Here is a 16113-nt window from a genome sequence, read left to right as displayed (position 1 = left end):
ACTGCTTCGGCAAAGAAGGCTGCGACGAAGAAGACGGCATCCAGGAAGACAGCGTCGAAAAAGTCGACGGCGAGAACGTCGGCCGCCAGCAAGACGCCAGCGAAGAAGAGCGCCGCCAGCAAGCGCACGACGAGCAAGCGCGCAAACAAGACCTCGTCGGCGCGCAAGCGCAGTTCGCGCTCGGGCAGCTAGCAGTCCCATGACGCGGCGGCGCATGCCGCCGCCGCGCGTTTGGCGCCTCCGCGACCCGCGCGGCTAGCTGTATGTCTTACAGCTCGGTGTACTTGGTGATGCGGCCCTTGGCCAGCTCCACCGGATACTTGGCGGCATTGGCCAGCATCTTGCGCTGCGCGGCCTCGATCGGGTCGATGTCCAGCTTGTCGCACAACTGCACCAGGTACAGCAGCACGTCGGCGATCTCGCTGCCGACCTGCTGCTTTTTTTCTGCAGACAGTTGCTTGCTCTGCGCATCGTCCAGCCATTGGAAATGTTCCAGCAGTTCCGCTGCTTCCACCGACAGCGCTGCGGCGAGATTGCGCGGACTGTGGAACTGACCCCAGTCGCGGGCGTCGGCGAAGGAGCGCTGGGCGGCCTGCAGGTCGTGGAGGCTGTCGGGCATGGCATCGGCTCGCAGTGGGGATGGCGCATGGTAAAGCAGCCGCCGTACGTGCATGCGCGGCGGTCGCGACGTCGGACTCACGGCATGGTCACCGACGATGCACGGCCTCGGCAGCGACACTGCGGGACGTGTTCGCAGACGAAAGGAAATGCCCATGCAAGCTCTGACCTATCACGGCACCCGGGATGTGCGCGTGGAAACCGTTTCCGACCCGGTGCTGGTGGAGACCGACGACATCATTTTGCGCGTCACCGCCACCGCGATCTGCGGCTCGGACCTGCATCTGTACCGCGGCAAGATCCCCGACCTGCACACCGGCGACGTGCTCGGGCACGAGTTCATGGGCGTGGTCGAGGAGGTCGGCCCGGACGTGCAGCGGGTGAAGAAGGGGGACCGCGTGGTGATCCCGTTCGTGATCGCCTGCGGCGAGTGCTTCCATTGCCGGCTCACCGAGTACGCCGCTTGCGAGACGACCAACACCGGCAAGGGCGCGGCGCTGAACCAGAAAGGCATCCGGCCGCCGGCCGCGCTGTTCGGCTATAGCCATCTGTACGGCGGCGTCGCCGGCGGCCAGGCCGAGTACGTGCGCGTGCCCAAGGCCAATGTCGGCCCGCTGGTGGTGCCGGACGTGCTGCACGACGAGCAGGTGCTGTTCCTTTCCGACATCCTGCCCACCGGCTACCAGGCCGCAGTCAATGCGGGCGTGCGCCAGGGCAGCACGGTGGCGATCTTCGGCGCCGGCCCGGTCGGGCTGATGACCGCGGCCTGCTGCCGCATGCTCGGCGCCGAGCGCATCTTCATGGTCGATCGCTATCCGTACCGGCTGGACTTCGCCCAGCGCACCTACGGCGTGATCCCGCTGAACTTCGAGGAAGTGGACGATCCGGCCGACATTATCGTCGGCCAGACCGACGGCCGCGGCGTGGATGCCAGCATCGACGCGGTGGGCTTCGAGGCCAAGGGCAGCACGGTGGAGACGGTGATGGCCACGCTGAAGCTGGAAGGCAGCAGCGGCACCGCGCTGCGCCAATGCATCGCCGCCACCCGCCGGGGCGGCACCGTCAGCGTACCCGGCGTGTACGCCGGCTTCATCCACGGCTTCCTGTTCGGCGACGCCTTCGACAAGGGGCTGAGCTTCAAGATGGGCCAGACCCACGTGCAGCGCTTCATGCCGGAACTGCTGGAACACATCGGCGAGGGCCGGCTGCGCCCGAACGAGATCATCACCCATCGCCTCAGCCTGGCCGAGGCGGCGCAGGGCTATTCCATCTTCGACAAGAAGGAGCAGGACTGCCGCAAGGTGATCCTGACGCCGTAGGCCCGCGCAGCGCCATCGCCTCCGCGCATCGCTGGGGGCGATGGCACCGTGCTGTGGTGAACGCTTCATGCGTGTGCACGCCGCCGCGCGGTGAACACACGCTGGCTGCGCAGGCGGTCTGCTGTGATTGCACGCGGCTTCATCTCGGGCGCTTTGCGCTGCGGCCACCGCCGACGCTGCGTGGCGCCTTCGTACAGAGGATTCGCTTGACCGAACTGCTTTCCCCCACTGCCCTCGGTGACGCCGACGACCTGCGCGGCGCTGCCTTGCACGTCCTCGCGCGCCATCCACACTTGCCGCTGCCTGGCGCGGGCGACACCTTGGACCGCTGGCGCACCCTCGCCGAGATCGCCGCGGCCGACGTGTGCCTGGCCAAGGTGCTGGAAGCGCATTACGACGCGCTCGCGATCCTGGCCGAACTCGGCGCGCCGGCGCCGCCGTCCGGACAATTGTTTGCCGTGTGGGCCGCGGAAGCGCCGGACGCGCGTCTGGCGTACCGCGGCGACGCGCGACGCGGCGAGGTCCTTGGCCGCAAGGCGTGGTGTTCCGGTGCCGGCATCGTCGATCAGGCGTTGCTCACCGCGCATGACGCAGAACGGCAGCAGTTGGTGCAGGTGCAGTTGCGCCAGCCCGGCATCGCCATCGACACGCAGGCCTGGGCTGCCGTCGGCATGGCCCGTGTGGTCAGCGGCCCGGTGACGTTTGATGCGGTGCCGGCGGTCGCGGTCGGCGCGCCAGGTCAGTACCTGCAGCGTCCCGGGTTCTGGCATGGCGGTGCCGGCATCGCCGCCTGCTGGTACGGTGCCGCGTGCGCGATAGCCGAGCGCCTGCGCGCGCATTCCAAACTGCAGCGCGATGCGCATGCGGCGATGCACCTGGGCGTGATCGACCAGCACCTCGGCGCGGCGCGCGCGCTGTTGCGCGAACTGGCTGCCGCCATCGACGCCGCGCCCGACCAGGCGCATCGGCATGCGGTGATCCGGCTGCGTTCGTTCGTGGAGCGTGCCGCCACCGAGGTGCTCGATCGCGTCGGCCGCGCGCTTGGCCCGGGTCCGCTGTGCAGCGACCGCGAACATGCGATGCGCTGCGCCGACCTTGCGGTGTTCGTGCGGCAGAGCCATGCCGAGCATGATTGGGCCGCATTGGGCCAGGCATTGGGCGAGCAGGTGCAGCCATGGCGGCTGTGAGCGCCGCACGGCCGCAGATCCATGGCGATGGCACGCCGGAATCGGCGTGGCAGCGCTCGCCCTGGCTGGCCGCGTTGCCGCAGCGTCCGATCGAAGCGCTGATCGCGGGAGCCGCGCGGCTGGTGGTGGTGTCGCCGCATCCGGACGACGAAGCGCTGGGCTGCGGCGGCGCGATCGCCTGCGCGCGCCGCATGGGGATGCCAGTGCACCTGGTGGCGGTGACCGACGGCGAGGCCTGCTATCCGCACCACCCCTACTGGACGCCGCAGCGCCTGCGCACGGTGCGCCGCGCCGAGCTGGCCGCGGCCGCGCATTGCCTGGGCGTCGATCCCGCCGCGATCCACCATCTGGGCCTGGCCGACGGCGAGGTCGGCCAGGGTGAGGCGGTATTGAGCGAACGCTTGCAGGCGCACCTGCAGGCGGACGATCTGGTGCTGACCACCTGGCGCCACGATGGCCATCCCGACCACGAGGCCAGCGCGCGCGCTGTGCGGCATGCGGTCGCCGCCAGCGCGGCGCGCACGGTCGAGTTCCCGGTGTGGGCCTGGCACTGGCTGCAGGCCGACGCTGCTGTGCCGCAGGCCTTGCGCGGTGCGGTCCGCTACGCCCTGCGCGATGCCGACTGGCAGGCCAAGCAACGGGCGCTGCACTGCTTCGCCTCGCAACTGGGCACCGCACACCCGCCGGTGCCGGCGCCGATCCTGCCGCCGCAGGTCCTGCAACGTTTCGCTCGCCGCTTCGAGGTGTTTGTCGCATGAGCTCGGTCCCGGTCCAGGAATATTTCGGTGCCCTCTACCGCGACGAGGATCCGTTCGGCTATCGCGAGCGCTGGTACGAAGCGCGCAAGCGCGCCCTGTTGCTGGCCAGCCTGCCGCGCGCGCGCTTCGCGCGTGCCTGGGAACTGGGGTGCTCCAATGGCGAGTTGACCGCGGCCCTGGCGCCGCGCTGCGATGCGTTGCTGGCCACCGACCTGTCCGAGCGCGCGGTGGCCCTGGCCAGCCAGCGCAACGCCAGTGCGGCGCATGTGCAGGTGCGCCAGGCCGAGCATCCGCGTAGTTGGCCAGCGGGCCGTTTCGACCTGATCGTGTTCAGCGAGGTCGGTTACTACCTGCCGTTGCCGCGGTTGCAGGAGTGCGCCCGGCGCTTGGCCGCTTCGCTGAGCGAGCAGGGCGTGCTGGTCGCCTGTCACTGGCTGCATGCGTTTGACCAGGCCTGCATGGATGGCCGTGCCGTGCATGCCTGCCTGGCCCAGACGCTTGGGTTGCCGCGGCTGTTGCGCTACGAGGACGACGACGTGCTGCTCGAGGCCTGGAGCGCCACGCCATACTCGGTGGCCGCAGCGGAGCAGTTGCGATGATCGCGGTGCTGATTCCGGCGCACGACGAGGAACAACTGATCGGGGCGTGCCTGCGCTCGGTGGCGCTCGCGGCGCAATGCGCGGGTCTGCGCGGCGAGGCGGTGCAGGTGTTCGTCGCCCTGGACCGCTGCAGCGATGGCACCGCCGATATCGTCGCCGCGCATGGGGCGCACGCCATTGCGCTGCAGACCGGCAACGTCGGCAGCGCCCGCGCGGCGGCGGCGCAGGCGGCGCTGGCCGCCGGCGCGCGCTGGCTGGCCTGCACCGACGCCGACTCCGTGGTGCCGGCGAACTGGCTGTCGGCGCAGTTGGAGTGCGCCAGCGACGCGTTCTGCGGCATCGTCACGGTCATCGACTGGGATGATTACGGCACGCGCTTGCGCGATGCCTACCTGGCCGGCGAATGCCGTCACGACGACCATCCGCACGTGCATGGCGCCAACCTCGGCCTCAGCGCCGAGCTGTATCGGCGATGCGGTGGCTTCCTGCCGCTGGCGGCGCACGAGGACGTGGCATTGGTGGAGGCGATGGTACGCGTGCAGGCGCGGATCGCGCGGCGCGCGCAACCGGTGGTGACCACCAGCGCGCGCCGCGTGGCGCGCGCATGCGGCGGCTTCAGCGACTACCTCAAACAGATGGAGCGCCGTTTGGCCGAGTCCTTGCTGCCCGTGGTCGACGGCGACGCCCTGGCCTGAGCGTTGGAACGCCGCGTCGGGCGCCTGTGCCATCTGGGCGCTTGCAAAGGCCCCGGCGACTCCAGCTCGGCAAGGGCTGACCCGCTGCCTGAGCGTGGCGCAGTGCAGCATGCACAGCCCGATGCTGCCGGTCGGAAAGCCGCGCCAGGCACGGTCACAGAGGGCTCTCGCCGGCGGCGCCAACCGTCCGTCGCGAACGGGTGAAGTTTTCACGTCTCCTTCACCTTGCGTCTTTGTAGACACGTCGCCTCGAGGTTCGGGATAAGTTTTCTTCGGGCCTGGCGCCGGCAGGCTGTGCTGGAGTGGTTTGCCAGCTTCTTGTCAAGTCTTCGACAGGCTTTTTGACCAGCAATCAATAACTTAGTTGTTCTGGTCGGGTGAGGGCGCCATCGGCCCCTTGTCCACAGGGGGTGTGGATGACTTCTGCATAAGGTTGTGGATAAGGCCGATGCCGGCCCGTGACACAACAGTGTCAAGAGGGGTGGCGAAAAATTGACCAGGCCATGTTCGGGTCGCCATTGGGCCGGCCCGGATGGCCTGTTTCGGACCCCTGGTTGAGCGCATCCGGACGTGAACGGCCACGGTGAATGCGGACCGGATCTTGTCGTCGTCATGCCGGTCGCCTGTGCGGATGGCAACCCAGGAACATGCGCTGGCGCGCGACCATCCGTTGAGGCGTGGCGAAACGGAGCGATGGCATCCCCTGCGTGCCCAGGTCTCGGCTCGCGGCCATCGTGGTGCACCGGTTCGCGGGCTGGCGCGTGCCACCCGCGACCCGGCCGGGTCGCGATCATTGCCATGGCGCCGCGCCGTGCGGGCGCCATGGCGGAAACCGCCGCGTCGCTCAGGCCAGCAGGCGCAGCTTCGGCTCGCGGCTCCACTGCCGGGTCTTGGCGGCGTTGATGAAGCCCTTGCTGTCGCTGGCCTCGACCACCCCGGCATCCTTCTGCACATTGCCGGCCTTCAGCAGCGGCTGCGCGCCAGCGTCGGCGGCTATCGCCTTGAGGTGGGCGAAGGCATTGCTGACGAAGTCGATGGCCGCCGATTCCTTGCTCAGCCGCTTGCCGGCCTCGGCCGACAGCACCACCGCCACCGCGTCGAACACGAACGAGGGCGTGCCGGCGAGCTGGCCGTCGGCGGTCAGGCGCTTGCCGTCGCTGAGCACGGCGCCGCCCAGCTTGGGCGCGACGATCTTGACCGCCGCACCGGCGTCGGTGGCGGCCTTGCGCAACTCGTGCACGGCCTTCGCATCGGATCCCTCGTCGATCAGGATGCCGATCGCGCGACCCTGCAGGGTGGGCTTCATTCGCCCGATCAACTGCAGCGCCGGCGACAGCGGCAGGTCCTGCGGCGCGACCGCGGCGGGCGGTGCCGGCGGCAACCCATCCATGCCCAGGCCGTCGGCCACGCGCTGCGCCAGCTTGGGATCGACATGGCGCAGATGCCCGACCACCGCCGCACGCACGTGCGCGGTGTCGACCTTGGACAGCTCGAACACCAGCGCCGAGGCCACGTGCGCCTGTTCCGGCGGCGTCTGGCTGCGGTAGAACATCCGTGCCTGGCTGTAGTGATCGGCGAAGCTCTCGGCGCGAATGCGGCCCTTGGCGGCGTCCTCGGCCGGCGTGCGATGGCTGACGAAGCCGCGCGCCGTCTCGCGCGGGCTGTCGGCCTGCAGCGAGCTCGGTTCGTAGGCGACGCGGCCCTTGGGCACGCCCATCTGCATGTGGCCGTCGCGCTGCATGTTGGCGAACGGACACTTCGGCGCGTTGATCGGCAACTGGTGGAAGTTCGGTCCGCCCAGGCGGCTGAGCTGGGTGTCCAGGTAAGAAAACAGGCGGCCCTGTAGCAGCGGGTCGTTGGAGAAGTCGATGCCGGGCACGATGTTGGCCGGGCAGTACGCCACCTGCTCGGTCTCGGCGAAGAAGTTGTCCGGCCAGCGGTCCAGCACCATGCGCCCGACGATCTGCAACGGCACCAGTTCCTCCGGGATCAGCTTGGTGGCGTCCAGGTGGTCGAACGGGAAACCGTCGGCCTGTTCCTGGGTGAACAACTGCACGCCCAGTTCCCATTCCGGGAAGTCGCCGCGCTGGATCGCCTCGAACAGGTCGCGGCGGTGGAAGTCCGAATCGGCGCCGGCCAGCTTCACCGCCTCGTCCCAGATCGTGGACTGCAGGCCGAGCTTGGGCCGCCAGTGGAACTTGACGAAGGTGCTGCGGCCTTCCGCATCGAGCAGGCGGAAGCTGTGGATGCCGAAGCCTTCCATCATGCGCAGCGAACGCGGGATGGTGCGGTCGCTCATCGCCCACATGATCATGTGCAGCGATTCGGGCATCAGCGAGACGAAGTCCCAGAACGTGTCGTGCGCGCTGGCGGCCTGCGGGAAGCCGCGGTCCGGTTCCATCTTCACCGCATGGATCAGGTCGGGGAACTTCAGCGCATCCTGGATGAAGAACACCGGGATGTTGTTGCCCACCAGGTCCCAGTTGCCTTCCTTGGTGTAGAACTTGACCGCGAAACCGCGCACGTCGCGCGGCGTGTCCATCGAGCCGGCACCGCCGGCGACGGTGGAGAAGCGGGTGAACACCGGTGTTTTCACTCCGACCTCGGTGAGCAGCGCGGCGGTGGTGTACTTGGCCAGCGATTTGGTCAGTTCGAAATAGCCGTGCGCGGCGCTGCCGCGCGCGTGCACGATGCGCTCGGGAATGCGCTCGTGGTCGAAGTGGGTGATCTTTTCGCGCAGGATGAAGTCTTCCAGCAGCGTCGGCCCGCGCGGGGTGGCGCGCAGCGAGTTCTGGTTGTCGGCGACCGGAATGCCCTGGTTGGTGGTGAGCCGCGGATGCGTGCCGCCGGCCTGCTGGTGCAGTTCGTCGCCATGGCCGCGCTGGTCGGCGGGCGCGGCGGTGGAGGCGAGGGCGGTGGACGATGCGGGGTCGCTGGGCGTGCGTTTGCGGCTGGCCATGGGGGGTGCTCCGGTGCGTGGCGAGAAGAGGCGTCGCAGTGGTGTGCCCGGTGCGTGAAGATACGGGCGCGGCGGAAGTCCCGATCCTGGGCGGCGCGGCGTGAACGAGCCGTGCAACGCACCGCATCGGCACGCACTTGTCTACTGCAGTGCGCGCGATGCGCGCGCACAAAAAAACCCAGCCTCGCGCGCGAGGCCGGGTTTCGAATGCAGCGTCGAACGACGACGCGGCTCAGACCACCGCGTCTTCCTTGTACGCATCCACCGGGATGCACGCACACATCACGTTCTTGTCGCCGTACACGTTGTCCACGCGCGCCACCGGCGGCCAGTACTTCTGCTGCTTCAGCGTCGGCAGCGGGAACGCGGCCAGTTCGCGCGGGTAGGCGTGGGTCCACTCGCTGGCGGTCACCTGCGCAGCGGTGTGCGGGGCGTGCTTGAGCGGATTGTCCTCGCGGTCCAGGCGGCCGTCCTCGATCGCGGCGATTTCCTCGCGGATCTGGATCATCGCGTCGATGAAGCGATCCAGCTCATGCTGCGATTCGCTCTCGGTCGGCTCCACCATCAGCGTGCCGGCGACCGGGAAACTCAGCGTCGGCGCGTGGAAGCCGAAGTCGATCAGGCGCTTGGCGATGTCCTCGGCGCCGATGCCGCTGGTCTTCTCCAGCGGGCGCACGTCGAGGATGCACTCGTGCGCGACCAGGCCGTTGCGGCCGGTGTACAGCGTCTTGTAGTACGGCGCCAGGCGCTTGGCGATGTAGTTGGCGTTGAGCAGCGCGACCTGGGTGGCCTTGCGCAGCCCGGTGTTGCCCATCATGGTGATGTACATCCAGCTGATCGGCAGGATCGAGGCCGAGCCGAAGCTGGCCGCCGAGACCATGCCGACGTCGCCGTCGCCGCCGAGCGTGCGCGGCAGGTACGGCGCCAGATGCGCCTTCACCGCGCACGGGCCGACGCCGGGGCCGCCGCCGCCGTGCGGGATGCAGAAGGTCTTGTGCAGGTTCAGATGCGACACGTCCGAGCCCCACTTGCCGGGCTTGGCCAGGCCGACCAGGGCGTTCATGTTGGCGCCGTCGGTGTAGACCTGGCCGCCGTGCGCGTGCACCGCCTCGCAGATCGCCACCACGTCTTCCTCGAACACGCCGTGGGTGGACGGGTAGGTGATCATCAGCGCGGCCAGGCGCTCGGAATACTTCTCGGCCTTGGCGCGGATGTCGGCGACGTCGACGTTGCCGTTGCCGTCGCACTTGGTCACCACCACGGTCATGCCGCACATCTGCGCCGAGGCCGGGTTGGTACCGTGCGCCGATTCGGGGATCAGGCAGATGTCGCGATGGCCTTCGCCGCGCGCGCGGTGGTAGGCGCGGATCGCCAGCAGGCCGGCGTACTCGCCCTGCGCGCCGGAGTTCGGCTGCAGGCTGACCGCGTCGTAGCCGGTGCACTCCACCAGCATCGCTTCCAGTTCGTCGATCAGCTGCTTGTAGCCCACGCTCTGCTCGGCCGGGGCCAGCGGATGGATCGCGCCGAACTGCGGCCAGGTCACCGGAATCATCTCGGCGGTGGCGTTGAGCTTCATGGTGCAGCTGCCCAGCGGGATCATGGTGCGATCCATCGCCAGGTCCTTGTCGGCCAGCGCGCGCATGTAGCGCAGCAGTTCGTGCTCGCTGTGGTGGGTGTTGAACACCGGGTGCTGCAGGAACGCGCTGTGGCGCAGCAGCTGCGGCGGCAGCGCGTCGGCGGTGGCGGCATCGAGCGCGTCCACGTCGGCCTGCGCGCCGAACAGCTGCGCCAGCGCGACCACGTCGGCGCGGGTGGCGGTCTCGTCCAGGCTGATGCCCAGCGCGGTGCTGTCGATCGCGCGCAGGTTGATGCCGGCCGCGCGCGCCTTGGCGTGGATGGCCTCGGCGTCGACGCCGGTGACGTGCAGGGTGTCGAAGAAGCGCTCGCCGACGGCGACGCCGGCACCACGCAGCGCCGCGGCCAGGATCGCGGCCAGGCGGTGGGTACGGCGGGCGATGCGCACCAGGCCCTCGGGGCCGTGGTACACCGCGTACATCGAGGCCATCACCGCCAGCAGCACCTGCGCGGTGCAGATGTTGGAAGTGGCCTTCTCGCGGCGGATGTGCTGCTCGCGGGTCTGCAGGGTGAGGCGGTAGGCGGGGTTGCCGGCGGCGTCGATCGACACGCCGATCAGGCGGCCCGGCATCGAGCGCTTGTAGGCGTCGCGGCAGGCCATGAACGCGGCATGCGGGCCGCCGAAGCCGAACGGCACGCCGAAGCGCTGCGAGTTGCCGACGACGATGTCCGCGCCCCATTCGCCGGGCGCGGCGATCAGGGTCAGCGCGAGCAGGTCGGTGGCGACCGCGACCAGGCCGCCTTGCGCATGCACGGCGTCGGCCAAGGCCTTGTGGTCACCGATGTGGCCGAAGCTGTCCGGATACTGCAGCAGCACGCCGAAGCATTCGGCCTGCAGCGCTTCCTCCGGCGTGCCCACGCGCAGCACGATGCCCAGCGGCTCGGCGCGGGTGCGCAACAGTTCCAGGGTCTGCGGATGCACCGCGTCGTGCACGAAGAAGGTGTCGGACTTGGACTTGGCCGAGCGCTTGGCCAGGGTCATCGCCTCGGCCGCGGCGGTGGCTTCGTCCAGCAGCGAGGCGTTGGCGATCTCCATGCCGGTGAGGTCGGCGCACATGGTCTGGAAGTTGATCAGCGCTTCCATGCGGCCCTGCGAGATCTCCGCCTGGTACGGGGTGTAGGCGGTGTACCAGGCCGGGTTCTCGAGGATGTTGCGCAGGATCACCTTCGGCGTGTGGGTGCCGTAGTAGCCCTGGCCGATGAAGCTGCGCAATACCGTGTTCTTGTCGGCGATGGCGCGGATCTTGGCCAGCGCCTCCTCCTCGGTGATGGCGTCGGGCAGCGCCAGCGCGGCCGCCGACTTGATGTTGCCCGGCACGATGGCGTCGGTCATCGCCTCCAGCGAGTCGTGGCCGACGGTGCGCAGCATGTGCGCGATCTCGGCGTCGTTCGGGCCGATGTGGCGCTCGATGAAAGCCGAGTGGTGTTCGAGGTCGCGCAGCGAAGAGGTGTGAGACATGGCAGTCGTCCGGCTGAGGAAGGCACGAGGAGGCGGGGACGCGCGCAAGGCCGTCGTCGGGCCGCTGTGGCGGGCACGACCGACGGGAAGCGCGCGTCCTCCCAATGCCCCTCTGTCCTTTTGCCTGAGAGTTTGGAAGCGGCGGCTGGCGCTGCGCTTCGTGCCCCTTCGGCGCCGGGTTTGACCGGTCTCTCCAGAGTCTTGGTGCGGGTGGTATCGGGCCTGAGCGATTACGGGCGTTTGCGCCTTCGGCAGCGGGTCGCCCCGCTTCTCCCACCATGCTGCGCGGCGATTATAGCGTGGCCGGCGCCCCCCACGGCGGGCCGCGCGCGCCCACACCAGCCTGAATGGGCATGCCGCGGCGGATGCGCGCATGCGGCCGCAGCGCGTATCATGGCCGCACTCCCTTTTCTCGCGCCCGTCCATGCCGGACGGCGCTGTCGCGTGTGCGCCCGCCCTGTGGCCGCCGCGACCGGCTCTCAGGATGATGTCCCCATGACGCTCCCGTCCGTGTCCACGCGCCGCATGGCCCTGTTGCTGGCCGGGCTGGCGATGTTCGGCCCGTTCTCCATCGACACCATCTTCCCGGCGTTCCCGCAGCTGGCGCAGCGCCTGCACGCCGATCCGGTGGCGATCCAGCAGACGGTGAGCGTGTACCTGTTCGCCTACGCAGTGATGGGCCTGGCGCACGGGCCGTTGTCCGACGCGTTGGGGCGGCGGCGGGTGATCGTCGCCGGCCTGATCGTGTTCATCCTGGCCTCGGCCGGCTGCGCGCTGTCGCGGGACCTGCCGACGCTGCTGACGTTCCGCGCGCTGCAGGGCGTCTCGGCCGGCGTCGGCATGATCGTCGGCCGGGCGGTGATCCGCGATCTGTTCCACGGCGACGACGCGCAACGGCTGATGAGCCAGGTGTCGATGATCTTCGGCATCGCCCCGGCGATCGCGCCGATCATCGGCGGCTGGATCCTGGGCAGCGGCCGCGGCTGGCCGACGATCTTCTGGTTCCTGGTCGGCTTCTCCTCGCTGCTGCTGGTCGCCACCCTGCGCTGGATGCCGGAGACGCATCCGCCGCAGGCGCGCACGCCGCTGGCGCCGCGCACCCTGCTGCGCGACTACATCGGCATCGCGCTGAATCCGCGCTTCCAGCGCCTGGCCGCGGCCGGTGCGTTCAATTTCGGCGGGGTGTTCCTGTACATCGCTTCGGCGCCGGTGTTCATGATCGAGCTGCTGGGCAAGACCGAGCGCGATTTCGCCTGGCTGTTCATCCCCACCATCGGCGGCATGACCCTGGGCGCGTTCCTGTCCGGGCGCATGGCCGGGCGGCTGGGGCCGATGCGCCAGGTGCGCTTCGGCTTCGTCTGCTGCGGCGTGTCGATGGTCGGCAACATCGCCTACACCGCGCTGGCGCCGGCCATCGCGCTGCCGTGGGCGGTGCTGCCGATCTTCTTCGCGGGCCTGGGCACCGCGCTGATCTTCCCGATCCTGGCGCTCGCGGTGCTGGACATGTATCCGCGCCAGCGCGGGCTGGCCTCGTCGCTGCAGGCCTTCACCCAGTTGATGGTGACCGTGCTGGTGGCCGGCGTGCTGTCGCCGCTGCTCAGTGGCCATGCCCTGCACCTGGCGCTGGGCTCGGGCACGTTCTTCCTGCTCGGCTGGGGCTTCTGGCGCTGGGAGCGGCGCAGCGGCAAGCGCCTGCCGCGGCCGGATGCACAGGTGCCGCGCCTCGAACCGGCCGACCCGCTGTGAGCATGGCCGCAGTTGGGCTATCGTCGTCGGGTCATCGCTGAGGAAACCGCATGTCCATCGAGTCCAAGCAGCGCCGCGATCTGCGCAAGAAGCTGGCCGAGCGCCTGCGCCACCGCGCCGAGGGCGCCGCGCCGGCCGCGCCCATCGAACCGCACGCGGAGCTGCGCGACCAGCAGCGCACGCTGCTGGCCGGCATCGTGCGCCGCGACGGCGAGTGGGTGCTGGGCATGGACGGGCGCATCGCCGGGCAGAGCGAGAGCGCCGCGCAGGTGCTGTCGCTGATCATGCAGGCGGCAGAATTGCACGAGCGTGCCGGCACGCCGGTGCGGCTGATGTACTCGGACGCGCTGAAGGACGCCGCGCAGGCCGATGCGCAGGCGCAGGGCCTGAGTTTCGACGAGTTCAAGTCGCGGCATGCCCAGGTCATGGGCCGCGACGACGGCGGCGCGGCGGCCCCGGCCTGAGCCCATGGGCCAGAGTGCCGGCCAGGCTGCGCAGGAGGCCGTGTCGCTGGCGCGGGTGCGGCGCCGCGACGGCATCGCGCTGGTCCAGGCGCACCGCGCCAGCGTCGCCCTGCATCACCCGTGGAGCTATCCGTTCACCGACGTGCCCGGCTTCGAGGCCTGGTACGCGCAGACCCTGGACGGCAGCAACATCGCGCTGCTGGCGCGCGAACGCAGCAGCGGCGCGCTCGCCGGCCTGTTCACCTTCAGCCAGGTGATGGGCGGCTGCTTCCAGAGCGCCTATCTCGGCTACCACGCCATGGCCGGCTGCGAAGGCCGCGGACTGATGACGCATGCGCTGCGCCTGTGCGTGGCCTACGCGTTCGGCGAGCTGGGGCTGCACCGGGTGGAGGCCAACATCCAGCCGGACAATGCCCGCTCGCTGGCCCTGGCCAAGCGCGCCGGCTTCCGCCACGAGGGCTATTCGCCGCGCTACCTGCGCATCGGCGGGATATGGCGCGACCACGAGCGCTGGGCGCGGCTGGCCGACGACTGAGCTGATGGCGGCGCTTGCGCTGGCAGTGCTCAGCGCCGGAGCGCTGGCGTCGTCGGGGCAGGCGTGGGAGAAGCGGGCGTGGGAGCAGCAGGGGCGGTGGTTTGTGCCGGCCTCTGCGCCGAAGCCTCCCACCCGCACATGCGCCCCTGGTTCTGTTGCTTGAGCCACTCCTGCATCGGCGCGAAGTATTCCAGCAGCGGGCCGGCGTCGATGCGTTCGCTGCCGGTCAGTTCCTTGAGCGTAGCCTGCCACGGCTGGCTGCCGCCACGTTGCAGCATCGACCAGAACTTCTGCCCGGCTTCCTTGTTGCCGTAGAAGGTGCACTCGTACAGGGGGCCCTTGTAGCCGGCGGCGTCGCACAGGCTCTTGTAGAACTGGAACTGCAGGATGTGCGAGAGGAAGTAACGCGTGTACGGCGTGTTGGCCGGCACGTGGTACTTGGCGCCAGGGTCGAAGAAGTCCTCGCCGCGCGGTGTCGCCGGCGCCACGCCCTGGTACTTGGCCTTCAGCTCCCACCAGGCCTGGTTGTAGCGGTCCGGGGCGATCGAGCCGTCGAACACGCCCCAGCGCCAGCGGTCGATCATCAGCCCGAACGGCAGGAACGCGACCTTGCTCAGGGCCATGCGCATCTGTGCGTTGATCAGCGCTTCGCGGCCGACCTGCGGCGCGTCGACCAGGCCGATCGAATGCAGGTACTGCGGGGTCATCGCCAGCACCACGGTGTCGCCGATGGCTTCGTGGAAGCCGTCGTTGGCGCCGCCCTGGAACAGCGGCGGCAGCGGGTTGTAGGCCAGGTCGTAATAGAGGTGGCCGAGTTCGTGGTAGATGGTGGTGAAGTCCTCTTCGTTCGGCTTGACGCACATCTTGGTGCGCACGTCGCCGGCCATGTCCATATCCCAGGCGCTGGCATGGCAGACCACGTCGCGGTCCAGCGGCTTGATGAACTGGCTGCGTGTCCAGTAGCTGTCGGGCAGCTTGGGCATCGCCAGCGAGGTGTAGAAATCCTGCGCGCGCTCGGTCATCTGCCGCGCGCTGAGCAACTGCGCCTCGCGCTGGGCCATGAATCGCGCCTCCGCCGAGGTGTCGCCGTTGCGCCGCGCCAGTGCCGCGCTCAAATTGCCCTGGTACTGCCGTTCCAGCGCGTCGGTGATGTCCAGGCTGCCGGCACCGGGGTAGGGCTGCAGCAGGTCCCACAGGTTGCTCCAGTCCTGCTGCCACATGTTGCCGAGCAGGTGCGCCGGCAGCAGGCCGCCGGCGAGTTCGCCCTTGTCCTTGCCGTATTCGGCGTCGAGCTTGCCGCGCGCGTAGCAGTGCAGCTGTTCGTACAGCGGCTTGACCTGGGTCCAGAGCCGGTCGGTCTCGGCGGCGAGTTGTGCCGGCGGCATGTCGTAGCCGCTGCGCCACAGCGCGCCGGTGTCGGCGTAGCCCATGTCGCGCGCGCCTTCGTTGACCAGCTCGACGAAGCGCTGGTAGTCCTTGCGCATCGGTTGCACGGCGGCGTGCCAGCCTTGCCAGGCATCCAGTTGCTGGTCGTAGTCGCGGCTGCGACGCAGCACGTCTTCCAGTTCGCCCAACTGCCGGCAGCGGCGCGCATCGCCCTCGCCGGTGCAGTAGGAGGCGGCGCCGTAAGCGCCTTCCATCTTCGTCGCCAGTGCGGCCAGCTCGGCCAGCCGCGCCGGATCGCGCGGCGCCGGCATCGCGGTCATCTGCTGCAGCAGGCGCAGTGCGCGGGCGCTGTCGGCCGACATCGGCTTGCCGTCGTAGCGCCGTGCCTGCGCGATCCAGCCGTTGAGCGTGGTCAGCCAGCGCGCGTTGGCCTTGGCCGCCAGCCGCTCGCTGTCGCCGTTGATGTAGGTGGCCGACAGCCACTGCGCTGCGGTGAGTTCCGGCAGCAACGCGCGGTATTCCTCGTTGATGCGGGCGACGAACTGGTCGGCGCTCTCGCCCTCGGCCTGGGTCGTGGCGGGGGCGGCGGTCTCGGCCGCGGGTTCCTTGCGGCAGGCGGACAGCATCAGCAGGCTCGCGCCGAGACACAGCGCGAGCAGCGGAGAGCGGTGGTTCACGGCGAATCCTTGCAGGGCGATTGCCCGGAAGGCTAGTGGCCCGCCCGCAACGCCGCAAGTTCGGGCGGCACGCTTG

At 69.4% G+C, this 16113-nt stretch carries 12 protein-coding genes and 1 riboswitch; of the genes, 8 read left to right on the top strand and 4 right to left on the bottom strand.

Going from position 1 to position 16113, the window contains the following annotated elements:
* Positions 1-268 precede the first annotated feature (268 nt).
* The gene (locus GGR64_RS03790) at positions 269-619 is read right to left on the bottom strand and encodes a nucleotide pyrophosphohydrolase (RefSeq protein WP_184644013.1); all 351 of its coding nucleotides are present in this window, start codon (positions 617-619) and stop codon (positions 269-271) included.
* A gap of 154 nt (positions 620-773) precedes the next feature.
* Between GGR64_RS03790 and GGR64_RS03785 the strand changes: the two genes are divergently transcribed.
* From GGR64_RS03785 to GGR64_RS03765, 5 genes are all read left to right on the top strand, one after another.
* A complete protein-coding gene (locus GGR64_RS03785) occupies positions 774-1937 on the top strand; it encodes a zinc-dependent alcohol dehydrogenase (RefSeq protein WP_184644011.1) in 1164 nt (387 codons plus the stop codon).
* 215 nt (positions 1938-2152) lie between these two features.
* Positions 2153-3124, top strand: a complete 972-nt coding sequence (locus GGR64_RS03780; RefSeq protein ID WP_260302837.1) for an acyl-CoA dehydrogenase — start codon at positions 2153-2155, stop codon at positions 3122-3124.
* The gene (locus GGR64_RS03775) at positions 3112-3882 is read left to right on the top strand and encodes a PIG-L family deacetylase (RefSeq protein WP_184644010.1); all 771 of its coding nucleotides are present in this window, start codon (positions 3112-3114) and stop codon (positions 3880-3882) included. The genes GGR64_RS03780 and GGR64_RS03775 overlap by 13 nt, the downstream gene beginning before the upstream one ends.
* Positions 3879-4481, top strand: coding sequence for a class I SAM-dependent methyltransferase (locus GGR64_RS03770; RefSeq protein ID WP_184644009.1), 603 nt, complete (start codon positions 3879-3881; stop codon positions 4479-4481). Before GGR64_RS03775 ends, GGR64_RS03770 begins: the two co-directional genes overlap by 4 nt.
* Positions 4478-5176 (top strand): glycosyltransferase family 2 protein, encoded by a 699-nt coding sequence (locus GGR64_RS03765; RefSeq protein WP_184644007.1) that lies wholly within the window; start codon positions 4478-4480, stop codon positions 5174-5176. Before GGR64_RS03770 ends, GGR64_RS03765 begins: the two co-directional genes overlap by 4 nt.
* An 844-nt stretch (positions 5177-6020) precedes the next feature.
* Here GGR64_RS03765 and GGR64_RS03760 read toward each other — a convergent pair.
* Both GGR64_RS03760 and gcvP read right to left on the bottom strand, forming a co-directional pair.
* Complete coding sequence (locus GGR64_RS03760) at positions 6021-8135, bottom strand: catalase (RefSeq protein ID WP_184448179.1); 2115 nt, start codon at positions 8133-8135, stop codon at positions 6021-6023.
* Positions 8136-8367: 232 nt separating this feature from the next.
* Positions 8368-11229: an aminomethyl-transferring glycine dehydrogenase gene (gene gcvP, locus GGR64_RS03755; protein WP_184644005.1), complete on the bottom strand. Its 2862-nt coding sequence runs from the start codon at positions 11227-11229 to the stop codon at positions 8368-8370.
* A 102-nt stretch (positions 11230-11331) separates the two neighbouring features.
* Positions 11332-11436: riboswitch (glycine riboswitch) on the bottom strand.
* A 288-nt stretch (positions 11437-11724) separates the two neighbouring features.
* Between gcvP and GGR64_RS03750 the strand changes: the two genes are divergently transcribed.
* The 3 genes from GGR64_RS03750 to GGR64_RS03740 are packed head-to-tail and all read left to right on the top strand — an operon-like array spanning position 11725 to position 13974.
* Positions 11725-12975, top strand: a complete 1251-nt coding sequence (locus GGR64_RS03750) for a multidrug effflux MFS transporter (protein WP_260302729.1) — start codon at positions 11725-11727, stop codon at positions 12973-12975.
* Positions 12976-13025: 50 nt separating this feature from the next.
* Positions 13026-13439, top strand: coding sequence for a hypothetical protein (locus GGR64_RS03745; protein WP_160964350.1), 414 nt, complete (start codon positions 13026-13028; stop codon positions 13437-13439).
* Positions 13440-13443: 4 nt separating this feature from the next.
* The gene (locus tag GGR64_RS03740; protein ID WP_160964351.1) at positions 13444-13974 is read left to right on the top strand and encodes a GNAT family protein; all 531 of its coding nucleotides are present in this window, start codon (positions 13444-13446) and stop codon (positions 13972-13974) included.
* Between the two features lie 29 nt (positions 13975-14003).
* Here the strand turns inward: GGR64_RS03740 and GGR64_RS03735 are convergent, their stop codons facing one another.
* Positions 14004-16037 (bottom strand): M2 family metallopeptidase, encoded by a 2034-nt coding sequence (locus GGR64_RS03735; RefSeq protein ID WP_184644003.1) that lies wholly within the window; start codon positions 16035-16037, stop codon positions 14004-14006.
* Positions 16038-16113: the final 76 nt, after the last annotated feature.

Origin of the sequence: Xanthomonas sp. 3307, assembly GCF_014199735.1 — a bacterium.
GTDB lineage: Bacteria > Pseudomonadota > Gammaproteobacteria > Xanthomonadales > Xanthomonadaceae > Xanthomonas_A > Xanthomonas_A rydalmerensis.
Note: the sequence above shows the minus strand (reverse complement) of the source record. Positions and strands in the feature narration are given on the sequence as shown.

Coding starts and splice junctions, on each gene's coding strand:
- GGR64_RS03760 (WP_184448179.1), bottom strand. CDS start 8,135: ATGGCCAGCCGCAAACGCACGCCCAGCGACCCCGCATCGTCCACCGCC.
- GGR64_RS03770 (WP_184644009.1), top strand. CDS start 3,879: ATGAGCTCGGTCCCGGTCCAGGAATATTTCGGTGCCCTCTACCGCGAC.
- GGR64_RS03750 (WP_260302729.1), top strand. CDS start 11,725: ATGACGCTCCCGTCCGTGTCCACGCGCCGCATGGCCCTGTTGCTGGCC.
- GGR64_RS03790 (WP_184644013.1), bottom strand. CDS start 619: ATGCCCGACAGCCTCCACGACCTGCAGGCCGCCCAGCGCTCCTTCGCC.
- GGR64_RS03765 (WP_184644007.1), top strand. CDS start 4,478: ATGATCGCGGTGCTGATTCCGGCGCACGACGAGGAACAACTGATCGGG.
- GGR64_RS03785 (WP_184644011.1), top strand. CDS start 774: ATGCAAGCTCTGACCTATCACGGCACCCGGGATGTGCGCGTGGAAACC.
- GGR64_RS03740 (WP_160964351.1), top strand. CDS start 13,444: ATGGGCCAGAGTGCCGGCCAGGCTGCGCAGGAGGCCGTGTCGCTGGCG.
- gcvP (WP_184644005.1), bottom strand. CDS start 11,229: ATGTCTCACACCTCTTCGCTGCGCGACCTCGAACACCACTCGGCTTTC.
- GGR64_RS03745 (WP_160964350.1), top strand. CDS start 13,026: ATGTCCATCGAGTCCAAGCAGCGCCGCGATCTGCGCAAGAAGCTGGCC.
- GGR64_RS03775 (WP_184644010.1), top strand. CDS start 3,112: ATGGCGGCTGTGAGCGCCGCACGGCCGCAGATCCATGGCGATGGCACG.